Below are 18,037 nucleotides of genomic sequence, written 5' to 3' on the forward strand. Positions count from 1 at the left end.
CTAACCTTTAGCTTTTTCTATTCGCTGTAAATGATTCTGCTCCGGTAATAACCTTATTTTTCTTAAGACTTTAGCTAGACCAAGGTAAATAATCATAAAAAGTGGATGAATTCTAAAAAATTTTAGCTGATACATTAAATACTTATCTTTTTTTACAGCTTTTTTTAAATACTTATAGTGTTTTTTTATAAACTGATCTATATTCGATGTGTCATTCCCTGTTTTATTTATTTTCCAGTTTCTAAGAATGATCAAATAATATGAAAAACAAACTTTTAAAATATGCCTATAAGACTCATCAATTAAACCGGGGTAATTTCTCTTTATAAATTCGTGTCTCTCGATTAACCCCGTTAATAAATCCAAATTTCTCGATGAAAATGTAGAAACGATGCTATCATTTCTTTGCTGATAGTAATATAGTGGCTCATGAATAATTACATAGGTATGTACTCTCTGCATAACAAGGTGAGCCCAAAAAACATCTTCGAACAACACTCCTTTTTTAAATAAGAGACCTTCTAAAACCTGACGCCTATAGAGCTTACCCCATGCAAAATTTTTTACTACTTCATTTTTTACTAGTTCACTCATTAGCTCCTCATTATCCAGAATAATAGGAGAATGGTTTTTCATAAAATACCGATTATCATATAGAAGGTAATCATCATATGAATAATAGAAGGCTGCTTGAACAATATCTGCTTTATAAAATTCCAATGCATGAACTAAGATTTTTATACTATCTTCCGGAACCCAATCATCACTATCAACATAATATATATAATCTCCCGTAGCATAGTGCATTCCCTCATTTCTTGCATCAGATAATCCGCCATTCTCCTTATGCACCGCTTTTACTCGGTGATCTCTTATCTTGTATTCCTCAATTATTTTTCCACATTCATCTGGTGAGCCATCATTTACTAAAATAATTTCTATATCCCCATAGGTTTGTGTGATTAAACTATCTACACATCTATGCAAATATTTCTCTACTTTATAAACAGGAACAATGATACTTACTTTTGATGGCATAATCCTCTCCCTTTTTCATTTTACATTTTCTGATCTTTTTTCCATTTAATAAACTTTAATAACGTTCGATACTCATCCATCTGCTCTTTTGTAACACCTGTATCCCTCAATTCATATATTAAATCCATCCACTCTTCATCTAACTGATGGTAAGACTTTTTAATATTGTCCGTTTTCAATAAGATTCTTACGTCTACCTCCAGTACTTTAGCTATTTTCTCAATCACATTAATAGAAGGATTTTGATGCACATTTCTCTCAATACTACTTAAATACGATTTAGCGATGCCAGCTTTTTCTGCCAGCTCAGTCATTGTCATTCCTTTTCTTTTCCTGATCTCTGCTATATTGTTTCCTAACATTCACCTAACCTCTTTTTCATAATGAACTCTACTCTACTATACTTTTACTTTCACGGAATCTTTTATACAATTTATGACTCTATACTGTTCTTCCATAGACAAGCTTGTGCCAGAAGGAAGGCATATGCCGTGAGAAAATAGTTCGCTTGAAATGTCACGGCCTTCGTGTGGATAAAATTCACATTCGCTGAACAAAGGCTGCAGATGCAATGGCTTCCAAACGGGTCGTGCTTCTATGTTTTCTTCTTCAAGTGCTTGAATAAGCTTTAATGAGGAAATGCCTAATTCATTTTTGTTGACAGTGATGACTGAAAGCCAACGGTTGGAGAAGGTTCCTTTCATTTCAGGCATAAAGCTAATTCCCCGAATAGAAGATAGCTCGCTTTTATACGTTTCAAATATAATTCTTTTGGCAGAAATTCTCTCATCAATCACTTTTAATTGCGCTCTTCCTACACCTGCTAATAAATTACTTAATCGATAATTAAAGCCTGATACTTCGTGTTGATAATGCCTGGCGGGTTCACGTGCCTGTGTGGCTAAAAATCTCGCTTTATCCAGTGCGTTTATATCATTTGAAACAAGCATGCCTCCACCGGAAGTTGTTATTATTTTATTTCCATTAAAAGAGTAAATGCCAAAATGACCGAGTGTCCCGCTTGCTCTGCCTTTATAGGAGGAACCTAAAGATTCTGCAGCATCTTCAATGACAGGAACTCCGTATTCATTGCATATTCCTAATAGTTCATCCATTTTTGCTATTTGCCCATATAGATGAACAATAATCACCGCTTTTGGCAGCTTTCCATTGTCTTCAGCATCTTTGAAGGCGACGGCCAATGCTTGAGGGGACATATTCCAGGTGTCTGGCTCAGAATCAATAAACACGGGACGGGCGCCTAAATATAAAATGGGATTTGCACTTGCAACAAAGGTTAATGTCGAACAAAAAACCATATCATCAGAACTTATATTTAATAAAGAAAGAGCCAAATGAATTGCTGCAGTCCCTGAATTGACTGCAACAGCCCCACCGGCTCCAGTATAATTACTTATTTCATTTTCAAATCCATCTACATGATGACCAAGCGGAGCCACCCAATTTCGGTTCATTGCCTCCTGGATATAACTCATTTCATTACCGGTCAGATGGGGCGGAGAAAGATAAATTTTACTTTTCATTATATTCACTCCACTCTAGTATTTTTTTCGTGCGAGCTGGTAAACCAACAGCCATTACCTTTGACGGCAAAGAATGAATGACAGTCGATCCAGCACCAATGACAGACCATTGACCGATTTCAACCTTTGGAATAACGACTGAAGCGGATCCAACATGCGCCCCTTCATTCACTTTGACCATCCCTGTCAAAGTTGAATTAGGTGAAATATGAACATAATCGCCAATATGATTATCATGTTCAATAATCGCTCCTGTATTAATAATCGCATGAATGCCTATGACGGAATCTGCATTAATAACTGCACGAGGCATAACAACAGTTCCGCACCCAATTGTAGCAGATGGACTTACACAAGCGGACGGGTGGATAATTGTTGCAAAGCTTTCTAAAGGTAAATGAAGACGCTCAAATATTTGCTTTCTTACTCTGTTATTACCAATAGCAATAATGATTTTCAAGTCTTCTTGCATATGAAAAATGTCTTTTAGATAATCAATAGGCGCTAAACAATAATCGTCATGAAGCTTCAGTGAACGGTATTTATCATCAAAGTAGCCAATTATTTTCATATTTTCATTGCTTGCAATGAGGTCCTCTATGACTTTGCTATGTCCCCCTCTGCCAATAATTGCAACGTTCATCCTCTTCCCTCTTTCACTCGTATTTCCTCGCTTTTAAATCGGTCAACTGTAGCATGCCCCTGCTGAGAAACACCTTCTGAAAGCCATACCTTTCTCAATGTCAGAAGAAGGATTCTCATATCTAGCCAAAAGGTTTGATGATCGACATACCACACATCCAACGCGAACTTTTCCTCCCAGCTAATTGCGTTTCTTCCATTTATTTGTGCCCAGCCGGTTATACCTGGTTTCACATAATGACGTCTTGCCTGCTCTGCTGAATACAAAGGTAAATATTCCATTAACAGCGGCCTCGGTCCAACAAGACTCAGTTCCCCTTTTAAAACATTTACAAGCTGTGGAAGTTCATCGAAGCTATATTTTCTTAAAAACCGACCGAATCGAGTTATTCTTTCTTCATCAGGTAATAATTGGCCGGCATTGTCCTTGTCATTTGTCATTGTCCTAAATTTCAAAAGATAAAATGGAACTTCGTTTAATCCTGGCCTAAGCTGCTTAAAGAAGACAGGATAGCCAATTTTTACTCTGACAAGGAATGCAACGATTGCAATGAGCGGGCTCAATGCAACCAATAAAAATAATGATGCCACTACATCAAACACTCTTTTCACCTTATTCAATCTCCTAACTAATGAGGGTGCTTCATTTTATGTAGAACAGATCATTTAATCTATCCTTTATTTCTCCAATAATCTCCATCGTAGACAATGATTGATTTTTGTTTACTCGAATATAGATTTCCTTCATTAATTCTATTAACTGCTGTTCAGAAATTTTGTTCAAAGTCTCTTTCTCCTTATAGAATAACTGGCATTTGCCGTAAGCGAATGCTTTTTACTAGGCAATAGAGGCCAATAGGATAGGTTCATTAAATTAAATTAAATTAAGTTAATATAACTTCCTATTAGCTAAAAAATCTCCACTCGCAGAAGCAAGTGAAGAGTACATTTCCGTATTGCTAAGATAGCCCTCTGGATTCATTTGCTGCCATCTCCAGGCATCCGCACACATTTCTTCAATGCCTTTTTCAGCAACCCAGCCGAGGTCCTTTTCCGCCTTCTCTGGGTTGGCATAACAAATGGCAATATCACCTGATCTAGGTGCAGATATTTTATAAGGTATTTTTGCTTTCGTTACCCTTTCAAAAGCATGAATTACCTCAAATACACTGTACCCTTTGCCTGTTCCGAGATTATACACTTCTGTTCCTTGGATGGTATCCAGCTTTTTTAATGCCTGCACATGCCCGTTAGCTAAATCGACTACATGTATATAATCTCTTATTCCTGTTCCATCAGGTGTCGGGTAAGTATTGCCATACACACTAAGCTGCTTTAACTTTCCTATCGCCACTTGCGTAATATAAGGCAATAAATTATTCGGAATATCATTCGGATCTTCTCCTAACCTTCCACTTATATGTGCACCAATCGGATTAAAGTATCTTAATATAGAGATTTGCCAGCTAGAATCTGCCTCAGATAAATCCTTTAGAATCTCCTCTGCCATCCATTTCGTCCGACCATATGGGTTTGTCGCATGCAACGGTGCTGTTTCATTAATAGGTACTTCTGCAGGTGAACCATATACTGTAGCTGATGAACTAAATACCAGTTTTTTAACTTGATATTTTTGCATAATATGAGTCAATATTACTGTCCCGATGATATTGTTTTGATAATAAGTTAGCGGCACTTCAACTGATTCTCCCACTGCTTTTAATGCCGCAAAATGGACGACTGCTTCAATCTTATTTTCTATAAAAACCTGTTCCAATTTGGGGCCATCACATAGATCGATTTCATAAAAATGAAAGTCTCTACCAGTAATATCCTTGACGCGTTCCAATGCTTCTGGCTTACTGTTAATAAAATTATCAATCACTACAATGTCATATCCTGCAGTTAAAAATTCTACACATGCATGACTTCCAATATAGCCAGCACCACCTGTAATTAATATGGTCATTCTCCGAACCACCTTTCTATTTATCTTATGAGGCTGTACAGCTTATTAATTTCGTCTGCATTACCATAATCTCTGGCCAAAGTATTGCTGATTAGTTGGCTGGAAAGTGCTTCATTGCCTAAAAGCTGTTCAATTCCATTAGCTATTCCTTCTGGATGCTGCGGCACAATAAGGGCATCCACGCCATCAACTGCTTGGCTTTTAGCTGTAGGAAAATCTGATAAAACGACTGGCTTTCCTAGAATTTGCGCTTCCCTTACTGTTACTGCCTTACCTTCATATCTCGATGGTTGAACATAAATATCACAGGCGGAAATATATGGATAGGGATTAAGCTTTTTCCCTAGTAGGAAGAAATGCTCTTCCATTTGGAGCTCATGTATTATACTTTTCAATTCTGATTCTAGACTGCCATATCCAATAACATACCATCGTATTTGATAGCCTTTGTCGATAAGTTTCTTGCATGCATGAATAGCTATATCCAATCCTTTTGCATGCGAGAGCCTGCCGACAGTAACGATAATAGTATGTTCAGGTGAGTGATTGATTTCTATTACCTTATCAATCACTGCCTGTTCCCGAATAAAGTCAGGAGATAATATATTTTCTATTACCTTTGTTTGCTTTTTAAATGTAGGATAGTTTTGCAGAAAATGATTTCGACACTCTTCAGAAACAGCTACGATATAATCTAAACGCTGCCACATTTTCGTTTCAATTCTTCGATTCAAAGTAATATTAGAGTAGTCTGTATGAATCCAACCAATCCGCTTCTTCGCCTTTACCTTCTTGCCTATAAAATGGTGTGGCCAAAGGAAGCCGATTGCAACATCATACTCTTCTTCAAATTTCGGTAAAAATGCACTGGATAGTTCCCATCCAAACTGGATATTTAAATAACCAGGCTCACTTACATTTCTTATCCTGCCATAAATGCTGCTAAAAGAACGTGCCGCCAGCCTTGTTAAACCTATCTGATAAAACCCTTTTTTTAAAACCTGACCAATTGAATATCTAAAAGTAGTGTATTGTGGCACCTCATTTAATAATCTAGATGAAGGAGGAAGCAATGGCAGAAATTCTCCTTCATGTTTGAACAGCATGATATCTACCTCATACTCGTTATAGTCGATATGGTTTAATAAGCCTATTAAGCTTCTTTCTACCCCACCGATAGCCATATCAAATGAAGTGATTAATATTTTCTTTTTCACAATGACCTGACCTTTCTTAACCTACGTGATAGAGTAAAAATTTCCATCATGGGGGTTTTCCTTCCTCCCCACATATCCTTTATTGTCCCCTTAAAACTTTGAAGTAGGGCTTTTACTTCCAGTTGATTCTGGATAAAGCTGGAACCAATCCTTCCATGCGTCATTAATATGAAATCCTTTATTCGCGAATTGTTGATGGATGAGCGCCTTGCTCGGTCTAGAATAGTTAAATGAAGCTTCGATCTCATCGCACCAATCACTTATCTTTGTTTCCAAACTGATATATTTTACTAAACCTAGTTCCATATCTGTGCTTTTAGGAACTGTATCTGCAGCTATACAAGGGATGCCAGCACACTGCGCCTCCAGCATGACAATGCCAAATCCTTCAAAAATTGATGGAAATAAAAACACATCAAATGCATTCATCAATTGAGGTATATCTTTTCTAATGCCTAGAAATCTTATATGATCCCAAATGCCGGCTGCTTTTGCCTCTGCCTCAACCTTCTCCCTTAATGGGCCATCACCTGCAAGAACAAGATAATAGGACGAATCATCATGTAATAGCTTTTTTATAATAGGAATCAAGAAGCTTTGATTCTTTGATGTTGAAAATCTTCCAATATGCCCAATTACTTTTCCAGATTGGGGAATATTCAGCAATTCATGCATGAACTGTTTGCTGTCGGGATGAATATCTAAAAATGAATGGACATCGATGCTGTTTTTCAGTATTTTCGCCTTTCTTTTTCCAAATAAAAAAGCTGCAGCTTCCTCACTGCAGCTACAATATTCTGTTGCTGAATACCGAATTAAGCCTTGCATCGCTTTTAAAGTAAGACGGTCCTTCCAACTGTTTTTCGGCCATCCGGAACTGTGGGAATGACAAATCCTTGTGGCGATTCCTAATTGTTTTGCAGCAAGGGCTGGAAAGCCTGCTTGATAATCCGTATGGGCGTGGACAGCATCATATTCGCGAATCTTCATTACATCTTTTAATCTCTTTAAATATTGCTTCGGTCCGACAAGGCCGAGACTATCGATCTGATAAATATCTCCACCTAACCGGCGAATCTCTTGATTATAATCATTTTCTCCATGGCTGTGGGTTATAAAATCAAATTGGCACTTCGAGCGGTCCATTTGTCTATAGACGTTCATAATCAGCGTTTCCGCCCCTCCACGTCCCATCGAACTCACGACATGCAAAACTCTGTACCTCGTCAACTTTTGTCCCCCCTTATTTAAAATAGCTGTTCTAGTAATGGACTTTTATATAAAATATTTAAACTAATCACATTCTCGTAATAGTAGTAAACTAAATAGCAAGTCAATAATGCATAATAAACAAATCGCTGTTCCTTTGTCCGAAATAAGACAATAATCCATGAGATTAAAATCAGATGATAAAGATTAAAATAAATGGATACTCTGGCAAAAATCCAATTTTGTGTTGAGATGACCATAAAAATAAAGCCAACTAACACCATGTTGACAATATAATCGCTGCTCTTATATATTTCCCTGAGCTTATCTCTCCCAAGAAAGGCAATCATAAGAGGCACTGCATTTACAGCCACCCTTAAAAGACTTGCTCCACCTTCCTGAAAATCTGCATACTCTCCATATTGTGTATTTTCAATCGCGGAAAATAATATTTTCGAAAATTGTTCATAGCCAATTACGATAATGATTGAAAATACAAGCAACAAAATAGTCGCCTTTGACCATGCTTTATAACGTACTAAAAAGTAGATCGGTATAAGAATAAAAGCACTTTGATGAAAAAGGGATGCGATGAATACAATGAGCATATACATGAGCCAATTTCCATTTAATAAATATTTTGTAGCAGTAAAAGCTATTGCAGCTGCCAGTACTTGCCTCATCCCATTCATCGAAATTAAAAATAAGCCTCCAGTTATATAAACATAGATGCTTAGTTCAAACATTCTTGAATATTTACTTAAAACATAGACAATCAACACATTCGTAATAAGTGCAGCTGTAAACACGAGAATTTGCGGATTTTCTGAAATGCTCTTCAAAAACATTTGCAGAAGGCCGAACCCTATATCTTTCTGATCTCCAATTGTTCCCCAAGTAAAATGGTTTGTTTCAAATGCATGCCGATAAAAATAAGTATCCCCTATATTTGTTCTCGAGCCCGAAACGATAACCAAGATAAACATTACACCTAAGACGAGAATTTTATTTGGCCGGACAGGTGCATAAATTCCTGAATGAAGTGCTGGCCTTGCAAAATATCTTGAAAAAAACGCCAGTGTAAAAGCTAACAAAAGGTTTAACCATAGAAAGGTCATTGCTCTTCATTCCTTTCTAATTAAAAGCCTTTGGCGTCCGGGATTTTACGATAATATAAGCATATAAAATGACTCCGAAAGGAAGAGCGAAAAAAGTTAGGCCTTTCTGTGGCGTTTCCCGCCAAAAATGATGATTTCTTAGCATTAAAGAGCTTGACACATAATGGATGGCTTGCCTGAACTTAAAAATCCTCCCCGCGAAAGGAAGCTTCATTAATTCTTTTCTATAATGAGCGAACCCCATTGGATTGCTCCTATATTGCTTCATCATGTTGTTAGATGAACCATCTGGCAAATACTCAACATGGCATAGAACTTCATCCATTAATAACATTTCATATTCTCTATCAAGCAAATAGTATTTTAAAGCAAGACCAACATACTTTTCTTCACTAAAAATAGGATATGGATATTTTTTAGTTAGCTCAGAACGGTATACTAATTTCTTATCACCTGTTACGCCATGTTTATAATAAAGGTTAAACAAGGTCGATTGCCTTAAATGAGAAGGCAGTCTTGTACCGATGACTCCATCATGCTGATCAGCATCTAGGCCAATGATTCCGCTCACTCTATCGCAGCCGTTATCCTCCCAAAATTTTATGATTTTCTCAACGGCATCTACCGCTAAATAATCATCAGAGTCAATGCACATATTCAACTCTGTCTCTATTAGACGATAAGCGGTATTGTGAGCTCCATGCATCCCTTGATTCTCCTGATAAACATATTGAATATCCAAGCTCCCTTCTTCTATCCATTCGTGTACCAATATATTTGTCTGATCTGTTGAGCCATCATCAACTATAAGCCAAATAAATGATTTATTCGTTTGAGAAAGCATACTCTTATAGCATTTTTCCAAACAATAAGCTCGATTATAAGTGGGCGTAAAAATGGTTAGTTTTTTCATCCGCTTTCACCTATAAATGATAAATACATTGACTCTATCTCTGCTGCTGTCTTCGTGATATCATACCCTTTATTAATAAAAGCCTCGTGATTCTTTCCTCTTTTATTTATGTCCTTTTGGCTTTGTACTAGCCTATTTAACCATATCCGCTGATCATGTAAAGGAAGAAAATCTATCAAGCCTAAACCAAGGTCGACCTCTTTTGTTATAGCATCTGAAATAATGCAAGTAAGTCCTGACCCTTGCGCTTCAATTAATGTGACAGGCAGTCCTTCATGTCTGGATGGAAAAACAAAAACATCAAATGCCTGCATCACTTCCTCCACATCCTGTCTTACACCTAAAAACTTCGCCTTACGTACCAACCCCAGCTCTTTAGCTTTACTCTCCATTTCATTTCTCATTGGTCCATCACCTAACATCACAAGAGCAGCATCCTTATTTAACTGTTCATATTCAGAGAAAAGCTCAATCAGAAATTCATGGTTTTTTTGCTTGGCAAATCGCCCAACATGGCCAATCACAAAACTATGTTCAGCTAATCCAAGCTCTCCTCTTATTCGTGTTCTCGTTTCATTGGAATAAGTAAACTGGCTTGGGACGATTCCATTCTTTACTATTTGTGCTTTCGCTGCCTTTCTGTGAAATAGCCATTCTGCCGCATCTGTAGAACAAGCAATGAACTTTGTTGCGCTTCTGCCAATATTCATTCCATTCCACCATTTATATAATCTGATTATGGAATTCCCTTCACTTTCTGTATTATGACTATGCGCTAATCTGACAGGAACACCATACTTTTTCGCATTCTTTAAGACGGCACCACTCATCTTATCCATATGTGAATGAACAATGTGATAAGGATTAAGTTTGAAGAAATCTCCCAGCAGCCGGGTATATTTGAAATGGCCTACATCAGTAACATAGGGAATTCTATGGACTACTCCACCCATTTCCATTATTTCTTTGTCAAACGCACCTGGTTTACACGTTAAAAAATCAAATTGCACCTTCGATCGGTCAATATGACGATAGAGATTCATAATAAGCGTTTCGGCTCCGCCCCGGTTCATATTTACGACCACATGCAATATTCTTAATGGGCTGTCCATTCCATCCTTTCCTCCATTTCATTTACGATTGATTGATATACCCGACGTTTTTCTGCTAATACTTGATTTTGTGAATACTTCTCTATGATGATTTTCCTGCCATTTTTGCCGAGATTAAATCTTAAAGGCGGATTTTCTGCCAATTGCACAATTCTTTCAGCCATTCCTTTTTCAGTACATTCCAACCATCCATTTACCCCGTCCAATACCAGCTCTCGGTGTCCTCTATTTGGAAAAGCGACAATTGGCAGGCCGCATGACATGGCTTCCATAATATTTACTGGCAATCCTTCTCTTTTGCTCGACGCTACAACGATATCGCTCATCTGGAGGAGAACATTCATATTATTTTGGTAACCTAAGAACCTAACCATATGATTCACATCCATTTTGTATGCAATTTGCCGACAATGACTCAGCTCTTTTCCATCGCCAGCAAGGACTAAAATTGCATTTGGAAGAGTTTCTTTTAGTAAAGCTAATACTTTGATTAGAAAAGCCTGATTCTTATTACGATTGAATTCAGCAGCATAAAATAATAAAAAAGCATCTTCTGGAAAACGATGCTTTTCTCGCAAATTATTTTTTTGTTCTTTCGATACTAGAAAAAATTGATCTGTATCTACACCTACGCCATGAATATGAGTAATATCTGCTGCTTTAAATTTCTTTTGTCGAGCCAGCTGATAGTCCTCTTGATTTATAGTAATAAGCAAATCAGTATAATTCGCCATTAGTTTCTCGATAGGGTAATACATGAGCCAATTAATATAAGGTGCCCCTTTACAAAAATGAAATCCGTGTGCAGTGTACATCACTTTAAGTCCATCTTTTCTTCTATTTTTAGCTGCCAATCTAGCAATCATACCTCCTACAGGTGTATGACAATCTACGATATCATAAGAATTGCTCTCAATAATACTCTCCAGCAATTGATAAGCTAATATATTTTCCTTCCTTAATGGAAAACGATGTATAGGAAGATGATATTGCTGATCTACATAAGGAAGTTTTGAGTTCCCTGCTGCTGCTACATGAACTTCCCACCCTTGACTCTTTAGCCACTGGATAAATGGTAAATGAAATAAACGAATATGGTAATCTACTGTTGCACAAAATAATATTTTTTTCTTCATTTCTTTATCGCTTGCCCTTCAACAACTGTTGTTAAATAATCCAGTAAAGGCTGCTTTAGCTCAGCATTTCGCAAGGCGAAATCAATCGTTGTTTTCAAATAGCCAAGCTTCTCACCAACATCGTAACGAACGCCTTCAAATTCATAGGCATAGACAGCCTCATGTTTATTTAATTCAGCTATCGCATCAGTAAGCTGAATTTCATTGCCTGCACCAGGCTGTTGAGTATTTAATACCTCAAAAATTCCCGAAGTCAATATGTATCGGCCCATAATAGCGAGGCGGGATGGGGAATTTTCCTTTGCCGGTTTCTCAACAACGTTTCTTACCGAATACATTTTTTCTGCCATTTCAAATCCATCAATGATTCCATAACGGGACACTTCATCGTCCGATACTCCCTGTACCCCTAGAATGGAAGCATGATAGCGATTATATTGATGAATCAGCTGCTTTATACATGGCTTTGTTGACTGAATAATATCGTCACCCAATAATACTGCAAATGGTTCATTTCCAATAAACTTTCTAGCACACCATATCGCATGCCCTAAACCTTTTGGTTCCTTTTGCCGAATATAATGGATATCCGCCATCGTTGATGATTTCTGCACTTCATCTAGAATGTCTAACTTGCCTTTCTCCAGCAGGTTTTTTTCAAGCTCGAACGATGAATCAAAATGATCTTCAATTGAACGTTTGCCTTTTCCAGTAACAATTATAATATCCTCTATGCCGGCAGCAATGGCTTCTTCCACAATATATTGAATCGTTGGTTTATCAACAACAGGCAGCATTTCCTTTGGCATTGCTTTCGTTGCCGGAAGAAAGCGGGTGCCTAACCCGGCAGCCGGGATAATTGCTTTTCTGACCTTCATTGTGCATCTCCTTTCATTGCTTTACATGGTCATTACCGGCTGAGGATTACCTTCAGCCTTTTTGTTTGCCAGGTTCAGCAAAATGTCCCTTAAAACATCCTTTTCAACACTTTCGAAAAGCGCCAATATCTCATTTATTTCATCTAGAAATATATGAGATGACTTACCGATATAAATATTTGGATATACTTGCTGTTCATATACTTCATCTGCTTTTAATAGTTCTTCAAATAATTTTTCCCCTGGTCTAATTCCGGTAAACTCTATGCCGATATCATCTATATGGTAGCCTGAGAGTTTGATTAAATTCTTTGCTAAATCAACCACCTTGACTGGCTCACCCATATCAAGAACAAATATTTCCCCGCCTTTTGCTAATGCACCAGCTTGTATGACTAATCTAGATGCTTCTGGAATCGTCATAAAATAGCGAATCATATCCGGATGGGTGACTGTCACCGGTCCACCATTTTCAATTTGTTTTTTAAATAGAGGAATAACACTGCCCCTGCTTCCTAATACGTTGCCAAACCTTACTGCTACAAATCTTGTTTGGCTAATTGTATCCATATGCTGGACGACCATTTCTGCGAGCCTTTTTGTTGCGCCCATCACACTTGTAGGATTGACCGCTTTATCTGTCGATACCATGACAAATGCATCGACACCTTCCCAGTGGGCAGCTTCGGCGATATTTTTTGTACCAATGATGTTATTCTTTACAGCTTCTTCAGGGTTCTTCTCCATTAACGGTACATGTTTATGTGCAGCCGCATGATAGACGACAGATGGTTTATGAGCACTTATGACCGCTAGCATTTTTTTCTCATCTTGAATATCAGCTATTTCTGTAATAAACTCGATTTCTCTATATTTGAAATTCGCTTCTAATTCCATATGAATAGAGTAAATACTGTTTTCTCCATGCCCGAGAAGGACGAGCCGTTTCGGCTTAAATTGTGAAATTTGCCGGCATATTTCTGAGCCTATCGATCCACCTGCTCCTGAAACTAAAACAGTTTGGTTTGTGATATACTCGGAAATACATTCAATATCCAACTGAATCGGTTTTCTCCCTAGAAGATCCTCTACTTGTACATCTCTAAACTGATTAACGGATACCTTCCCTGTGATAATATCCTCCAACCTCGGTAATATTTGCGTTTTAGCAGTTGTTTTTGCACATTCTTTGAAGATTTTATTTAGAATCGTTTTATTTAATGATGGAATTGCGATAATAATATGATTAATACCCATGCGCTCTACTACCTTTTCAAGTACATCTACTCCACCAACCACCGGAAGACCTAATATATCAAAGTGGTGTTTTAGCTTATCATCATCAATAAAAGCGACTGGGATTAAATGATCATCATTACTTTTCAAGAGCTGTCTTGCTACCATCACACCAGCAGATCCAGCTCCAATAATAAGCGTTCTTTGCTTATATTGTTTTTTATTCATCACTTCATCTCGATAGACTCTCCAACAAAAACGCGACCCCCCGATAAAAAAAAAATGGAGAAGGCCCATAATAGAAAATAGATTGATAGGGATAGACTGAAAAAGAATAAAATGAATGATGAAAGTTATGAGCACAGTATATGCTACAACCTTTAATATAATGATTAATTCTCCAATACTCGCATAAGCCCAATCCTTATTATAGAGATGAAATTTAAATGAGAATAAATGATGGCAAAGCAAGATGCTAGCTGATATAGCCAGAACAGAAGGCATTTCAACTAACGTTTCCTTCACTATGAGCAGCCCTATGATTAATGAAGCTAATACTAAGCAGGAATCAATTAAAATAAATAAAGAAAGCCGTTGTCTATAAGTCATCTGAGTCTCCCTTCCTATTTTGATTAATTAAAGGTTTTAGTTATAAGTTCTTAAATGAAAAAACACATAACTAAATCCTTTATTTTAAAAATGGGGCATTGAACCCCTCCTCACATCACACTCTCGACGACTGGCGTCTAAGGCAAATGCCCACAGCATGACCGAGTGCTTCCATTGATAAAGGTAAGGAAACATCACCTTTCTTCTTTTTTAAAAACAATATTATTCTATATAACGAACAACGTAACAAAAAAATAGCTTATTTGAATTCCTCATTTAAGATAACCCCGATGATCTCCGACTTTGCATATTGCAGGACCTTTTTTGCATTGTATGTATGTTCAGCTTTCGTCTTTCCTTTTCGTACAACAAGAACGACACCGTCGCTTACATTGGCTAATATTTTCGTGTCAGTGACATCTAATAAAGCCGGTGAATCTATTAAGATAATATCGTAAAGCGGACTCACTTTTTCTAGCAATCTTTTCATAATACTTGAGCTTAACAGCTCAGATGGGTTAGAAGGGATTTCTCCAGACGGCAATACCTTTAAGCCTGGAATATGAGATGAGACGACCGCGTCTTCGAAAGATGTAAAACCTTTTAAAACATCGGTTAAACCTAAAGAATAAGGGAGCTTTAATATTTCATGAATGGATGGGTTTCTTAAATTGGCATCAATGAGCAGAACCTTTTCCTTCTGCTGTGCCATAGAAACGGCTATATTTGCTACAGTTGTTGATTTTCCTTCGTATCTACTCGGAGATGTAACTAAAAGAATGCTATTTTTTTGCTCGCCAATGATAAATTGAATATTTGTTCTAATCGTCCTATATTGCTCAGAAATAACGGAATCAGGATGGGAAAAGGTGACCAGATTTCTTCGTTTAGCACTTGTTTTATTCCATTTCAATTGTTTCCCCCCTATTCTCGGTCACAGCTCGTTTACTTTGCTTTTTTCTTAAATTTTTATTATCTATTTTTGAAACAGTTCCTATTATTTGAACCTCTAGCAGCCTTTCAATCTCTCGTTCAGATTTAATCGTATCATCTAATGAATCAAGCAAAAATATTAAGCCAATACCAGCCGCAAAACCAAAAATACTTGCCATAACCATTATTGGTATTTGATTGCTTTCATTAATTGGTATTGCATTCAATGTCGCTTCTGACAATACTCTTACATCTTCAAAATCCATTATTTTGGGTATTTCAGAAATAAATACATCAGCGGTTTTATTGGCGATATTAGCTGCTCTTGAAGGGTCAGTATCTGTCACTGTAATTTTAACGACTTGTGTATCGTCAATGCTTTCTACAGTAATATTATTTGCCAGGCCGTCTGATGTAGTGGCTAAGTCCAACTGTTCAATTACTTTCTCTAATACGATTGTATCTTTGATTATGACCTGAAGCGTGTTCCGATATGCTGCTTCCGCACCAATGATAATATTGGTCGAGCTTTGATAGAGCGGTGTTGTTTTATTCAAACTGCTATACGTATAAGCCGCGGCCCCAGCAAGTACAGTAAATAAGATTGCTACCCAAAAGCGCTTTTTAATTACTTTATATAATTCGTATAAGTTAATTTCCTTCGCGCCTTTGAGGTCATCAGTAAATCGGCTCATTATTAACCACCTTATTTCATCGTTCTAAATAAAGAACAAAATGATAAAAAAATAAAGTTCTTAAGATATATAATAGTTCTATATAAAGAACATGTCAATATATTTTCTCTTCCGCTTATGAAATTCGCCCTAGAAAATTACTATATTTTGATATTTTTTAAGGTGGATTTCCGCGTCTTCCTCCAAATCCAAATGATTGGCTTTAGCGGGAAGTATAAAAAATGCAATCGTTTCGGCAATGGTAAGGTTTCCGCATCTGTATACAAAGGGTGCAATATCATCAAGCTATGCAATAATTTCTGTTCAAGATTCATAAGAGAGAAAAGATGTAAAGCATGATATTTAGCTACATCTCTAGGCACAGGTTCACTATGAAGATTCACTCGTGTTTTTAAATAAAATAATGCTTGATCGGCTAATTTAAGTGACTGAGATGAGATGAAGGATTGTGCTTCTTTAGGTAAGTCTGTTTGAAACAGGGACGAGGACAAGATCAGTGCTTGGCCTGCAACCTTCCTATATTTAAATTGAGTAATATGACCGTCGATTTTATCCCAATTTAATTCGCTGTTAATTAGCTCGTGAATATCTCTCAGCCATCTCAGACGCGACCATCCATGTCTTGCTCCATGCGTAACAAGAAAATAAAACAAATCCTCACTACCTAGCATAAATAATGTACACTTTTCATGGATATGACTTTTCCTTCTTCTCTCCCAAAGCTCTGAAAATGCCGGTTCATTACTTGGAGCCGGATTAAGCCTCCAGTGAACTTCAACCTTTGTGCCATGCTGCTCATGAAAATAAGTATAATGATGATGCCGCCATTTCCAATCATTTAACACAGTTTTTATATAATCATCCTTTTGATAACCTAGTGATTTCATTATCCTATCAGCTGTTTGCATATCGTCTATTTTAATAAGTAAATCTATATCTCCACAAGTTCGCAATGATAAGTCTCCATATAATTCTTTTGCAAGGATAGGGCCTTTTAAAAAGAGCGTATCGATTCCTTTTTGACCAAATTGTTCATTAATTAACTCCATTTGTGATGTGAGATGAAGCATATAAAAGGTATTTTTTCTATATCTATTTTCTAATGAATTTATTACATATGACGGGATTTCCCAATCCTTAAGATTTGATAGTTGAGTGTATATTAGCGGAAATAATCTATGATGCATTGTGAATTCCAGAAATGAAGACCAATCTTTCTTTGTTAGATCTTGATACCGCTGCCCATTTTTAGTCATGATAGACAATATAAGCTGCATTTCTGATGGCAATTGTTCCAAATTCAAGCTTATATCCTTTTCCATGTTATTCTCCTTTGCCATTTGTTATGTTGGCAAATGTTCCAACAATCGTAAACCCGCTCATTTCCTCTGCACCTGATACATAAAATTGCCCGCTTCTAAGCCAGGCATGAGCGCTTAAGCGCCCCTTTTCATCCTTTCCAGTCCCCAAGTATAGTGTGCTATCGATTTTCCGCCTTTCAAGCATTTTCATTCCAGCAATAGCCTTAACTAAGCATTGGCTTTCCCAAAATGTATATGCGCTCATATGGTGAATCGCATTGGATATATTCTTTATTTCCTTCAAATGTGTACTCGATTCATAGCTCGTTTCTTTCATATAACATCCTAATAGATGAGATTTTTTATTAAAGGGAAACAATTTAAAAATTCTCCCGTAAGCTAAGTAGGCATAAGCTTCTATGTAGAGCTTTTTTATATCCCAATCCAATAAAAAGAAAGTTGTTATTTTTTGCGCTACATTCATTTC

At 37.0% G+C, this 18,037-nt stretch carries 19 protein-coding genes; all 19 read right to left on the bottom strand.

Translation table 11 applies throughout. From position 1 onward, the window contains the following. The gene (locus tag CWS20_RS16860; protein WP_066190798.1) at nt 1-1,038 is read right to left on the bottom strand and encodes a glycosyltransferase family 2 protein; all 1,038 of its coding nucleotides are present in this window, start codon (nt 1,036-1,038) and stop codon (nt 1-3) included. A gap of 20 nt (nt 1,039-1,058) precedes the next feature. Next, nucleotides 1,059-1,400, bottom strand: coding sequence for an XRE family transcriptional regulator (locus CWS20_RS16865; RefSeq protein ID WP_066190796.1), 342 nt, complete (start codon nt 1,398-1,400; stop codon nt 1,059-1,061). Nucleotides 1,401-1,436: 36 nt separating this feature from the next. Continuing rightward, nucleotides 1,437-2,582: a DegT/DnrJ/EryC1/StrS family aminotransferase gene (locus tag CWS20_RS16870; protein WP_066190793.1), complete on the bottom strand. Its 1,146-nt coding sequence runs from the start codon at nt 2,580-2,582 to the stop codon at nt 1,437-1,439. Next, the gene (locus CWS20_RS16875; protein WP_066190792.1) at nt 2,572-3,225 is read right to left on the bottom strand and encodes an acetyltransferase; all 654 of its coding nucleotides are present in this window, start codon (nt 3,223-3,225) and stop codon (nt 2,572-2,574) included. The genes CWS20_RS16870 and CWS20_RS16875 overlap by 11 nt, the downstream gene beginning before the upstream one ends. Beyond that, nucleotides 3,222-3,836 carry a sugar transferase gene (locus CWS20_RS16880; protein ID WP_066190788.1) on the bottom strand — a complete coding sequence of 205 codons (615 nt, stop codon included), beginning with the start codon at nt 3,834-3,836 and terminating at the stop codon, nt 3,222-3,224. The genes CWS20_RS16875 and CWS20_RS16880 overlap by 4 nt, the downstream gene beginning before the upstream one ends. 31 nt (nt 3,837-3,867) lie before the next feature. Then, entirely contained in the window at nt 3,868-4,008 is a 141-nt protein-coding gene (locus CWS20_RS28085; protein WP_157090482.1) for a YwzD family small protein, read from the bottom strand. A gap of 105 nt (nt 4,009-4,113) precedes the next feature. Next, the gene (galE, locus tag CWS20_RS16885) at nt 4,114-5,193 is read right to left on the bottom strand and encodes a UDP-glucose 4-epimerase GalE (protein ID WP_066190785.1); all 1,080 of its coding nucleotides are present in this window, start codon (nt 5,191-5,193) and stop codon (nt 4,114-4,116) included. Nucleotides 5,194-5,213: 20 nt separating this feature from the next. Next, nucleotides 5,214-6,413: a glycosyltransferase gene (locus tag CWS20_RS16890; protein ID WP_066190783.1), complete on the bottom strand. Its 1,200-nt coding sequence runs from the start codon at nt 6,411-6,413 to the stop codon at nt 5,214-5,216. A gap of 87 nt (nt 6,414-6,500) precedes the next feature. Beyond that, nucleotides 6,501-7,604 (bottom strand): glycosyltransferase family 1 protein, encoded by a 1,104-nt coding sequence (locus tag CWS20_RS16895; RefSeq protein WP_083957198.1) that lies wholly within the window; start codon nt 7,602-7,604, stop codon nt 6,501-6,503. A gap of 53 nt (nt 7,605-7,657) precedes the next feature. Beyond that, nucleotides 7,658-8,737, bottom strand: coding sequence for an EpsG family protein (locus CWS20_RS16900; RefSeq protein ID WP_066190777.1), 1,080 nt, complete (start codon nt 8,735-8,737; stop codon nt 7,658-7,660). 16 nt (nt 8,738-8,753) lie between these two features. Next, nucleotides 8,754-9,650: a glycosyltransferase family 2 protein gene (locus tag CWS20_RS16905; RefSeq protein ID WP_066190775.1), complete on the bottom strand. Its 897-nt coding sequence runs from the start codon at nt 9,648-9,650 to the stop codon at nt 8,754-8,756. After that, nucleotides 9,647-10,762 carry a glycosyltransferase family 1 protein gene (locus tag CWS20_RS16910; RefSeq protein WP_066190773.1) on the bottom strand — a complete coding sequence of 372 codons (1,116 nt, stop codon included), beginning with the start codon at nt 10,760-10,762 and terminating at the stop codon, nt 9,647-9,649. The genes CWS20_RS16905 and CWS20_RS16910 overlap by 4 nt, the downstream gene beginning before the upstream one ends. Then, nucleotides 10,747-11,898, bottom strand: a complete 1,152-nt coding sequence (locus tag CWS20_RS16915) for a glycosyltransferase family 4 protein (RefSeq protein WP_066190771.1) — start codon at nt 11,896-11,898, stop codon at nt 10,747-10,749. Before CWS20_RS16915 ends, CWS20_RS16910 begins: the two co-directional genes overlap by 16 nt. After that, nucleotides 11,895-12,776, bottom strand: a complete 882-nt coding sequence (gene galU, locus CWS20_RS16920; RefSeq protein ID WP_066190768.1) for a UTP--glucose-1-phosphate uridylyltransferase GalU — start codon at nt 12,774-12,776, stop codon at nt 11,895-11,897. Before galU ends, CWS20_RS16915 begins: the two co-directional genes overlap by 4 nt. 21 nt (nt 12,777-12,797) lie before the next feature. After that, nucleotides 12,798-14,621, bottom strand: coding sequence for a polysaccharide biosynthesis protein (locus CWS20_RS16925; protein ID WP_066190766.1), 1,824 nt, complete (start codon nt 14,619-14,621; stop codon nt 12,798-12,800). Between the two features lie 259 nt (nt 14,622-14,880). Further along, the gene (locus CWS20_RS16930) at nt 14,881-15,534 is read right to left on the bottom strand and encodes a CpsD/CapB family tyrosine-protein kinase (RefSeq protein WP_066190764.1); all 654 of its coding nucleotides are present in this window, start codon (nt 15,532-15,534) and stop codon (nt 14,881-14,883) included. After that, a complete protein-coding gene (locus tag CWS20_RS16935) occupies nt 15,521-16,249 on the bottom strand; it encodes a YveK family protein (protein ID WP_066190762.1) in 729 nt (242 codons plus the stop codon). The genes CWS20_RS16930 and CWS20_RS16935 overlap by 14 nt, the downstream gene beginning before the upstream one ends. Before the next feature lie 140 nt (nt 16,250-16,389). Further along, nucleotides 16,390-17,571, bottom strand: a complete 1,182-nt coding sequence (locus CWS20_RS16940; protein ID WP_066190760.1) for a nucleotidyltransferase domain-containing protein — start codon at nt 17,569-17,571, stop codon at nt 16,390-16,392. A gap of 1 nt (nt 17,572) precedes the next feature. Further along, complete coding sequence (locus CWS20_RS16945; protein ID WP_066190757.1) at nt 17,573-18,034, bottom strand: lasso peptide biosynthesis B2 protein; 462 nt, start codon at nt 18,032-18,034, stop codon at nt 17,573-17,575. Nucleotides 18,035-18,037: the final 3 nt, after the last annotated feature.

The sequence above is a fragment of the Cytobacillus horneckiae genome (assembly GCF_002835735.1).
GTDB classification, from domain to species: Bacteria; Bacillota; Bacilli; order Bacillales; family Cytobacillaceae; genus Cytobacillus; species Cytobacillus horneckiae.

Excerpts from the sequence above, each read along its gene's own strand:
- CWS20_RS16860 (WP_066190798.1), bottom strand. The coding sequence starts at position 1,038 with ATGCCATCAAAAGTAAGTATCATTGTTCCTGTTTATAAAGTAGAGAAA.
- CWS20_RS16865 (WP_066190796.1), bottom strand. The coding sequence starts at position 1,400 with ATGTTAGGAAACAATATAGCAGAGATCAGGAAAAGAAAAGGAATGACA.
- CWS20_RS16870 (WP_066190793.1), bottom strand. The coding sequence starts at position 2,582 with ATGAAAAGTAAAATTTATCTTTCTCCGCCCCATCTGACCGGTAATGAA.
- CWS20_RS16875 (WP_066190792.1), bottom strand. The coding sequence starts at position 3,225 with ATGAACGTTGCAATTATTGGCAGAGGGGGACATAGCAAAGTCATAGAG.
- galE (WP_066190785.1), bottom strand. The coding sequence starts at position 5,193 with ATGACCATATTAATTACAGGTGGTGCTGGCTATATTGGAAGTCATGCA.
- CWS20_RS16895 (WP_083957198.1), bottom strand. The coding sequence starts at position 7,604 with ATGGGACGTGGAGGGGCGGAAACGCTGATTATGAACGTCTATAGACAA.
- CWS20_RS16900 (WP_066190777.1), bottom strand. The coding sequence starts at position 8,737 with ATGACCTTTCTATGGTTAAACCTTTTGTTAGCTTTTACACTGGCGTTT.
- CWS20_RS16905 (WP_066190775.1), bottom strand. The coding sequence starts at position 9,650 with ATGAAAAAACTAACCATTTTTACGCCCACTTATAATCGAGCTTATTGT.
- CWS20_RS16910 (WP_066190773.1), bottom strand. The coding sequence starts at position 10,762 with ATGGACAGCCCATTAAGAATATTGCATGTGGTCGTAAATATGAACCGG.
- CWS20_RS16915 (WP_066190771.1), bottom strand. The coding sequence starts at position 11,898 with ATGAAGAAAAAAATATTATTTTGTGCAACAGTAGATTACCATATTCGT.
- galU (WP_066190768.1), bottom strand. The coding sequence starts at position 12,776 with ATGAAGGTCAGAAAAGCAATTATCCCGGCTGCCGGGTTAGGCACCCGC.
- CWS20_RS16925 (WP_066190766.1), bottom strand. The coding sequence starts at position 14,621 with ATGACTTATAGACAACGGCTTTCTTTATTTATTTTAATTGATTCCTGC.
- CWS20_RS16935 (WP_066190762.1), bottom strand. The coding sequence starts at position 16,249 with ATGAGCCGATTTACTGATGACCTCAAAGGCGCGAAGGAAATTAACTTA.
- CWS20_RS16940 (WP_066190760.1), bottom strand. The coding sequence starts at position 17,571 with ATGGAAAAGGATATAAGCTTGAATTTGGAACAATTGCCATCAGAAATG.
- CWS20_RS16945 (WP_066190757.1), bottom strand. The coding sequence starts at position 18,034 with ATGAATGTAGCGCAAAAAATAACAACTTTCTTTTTATTGGATTGGGAT.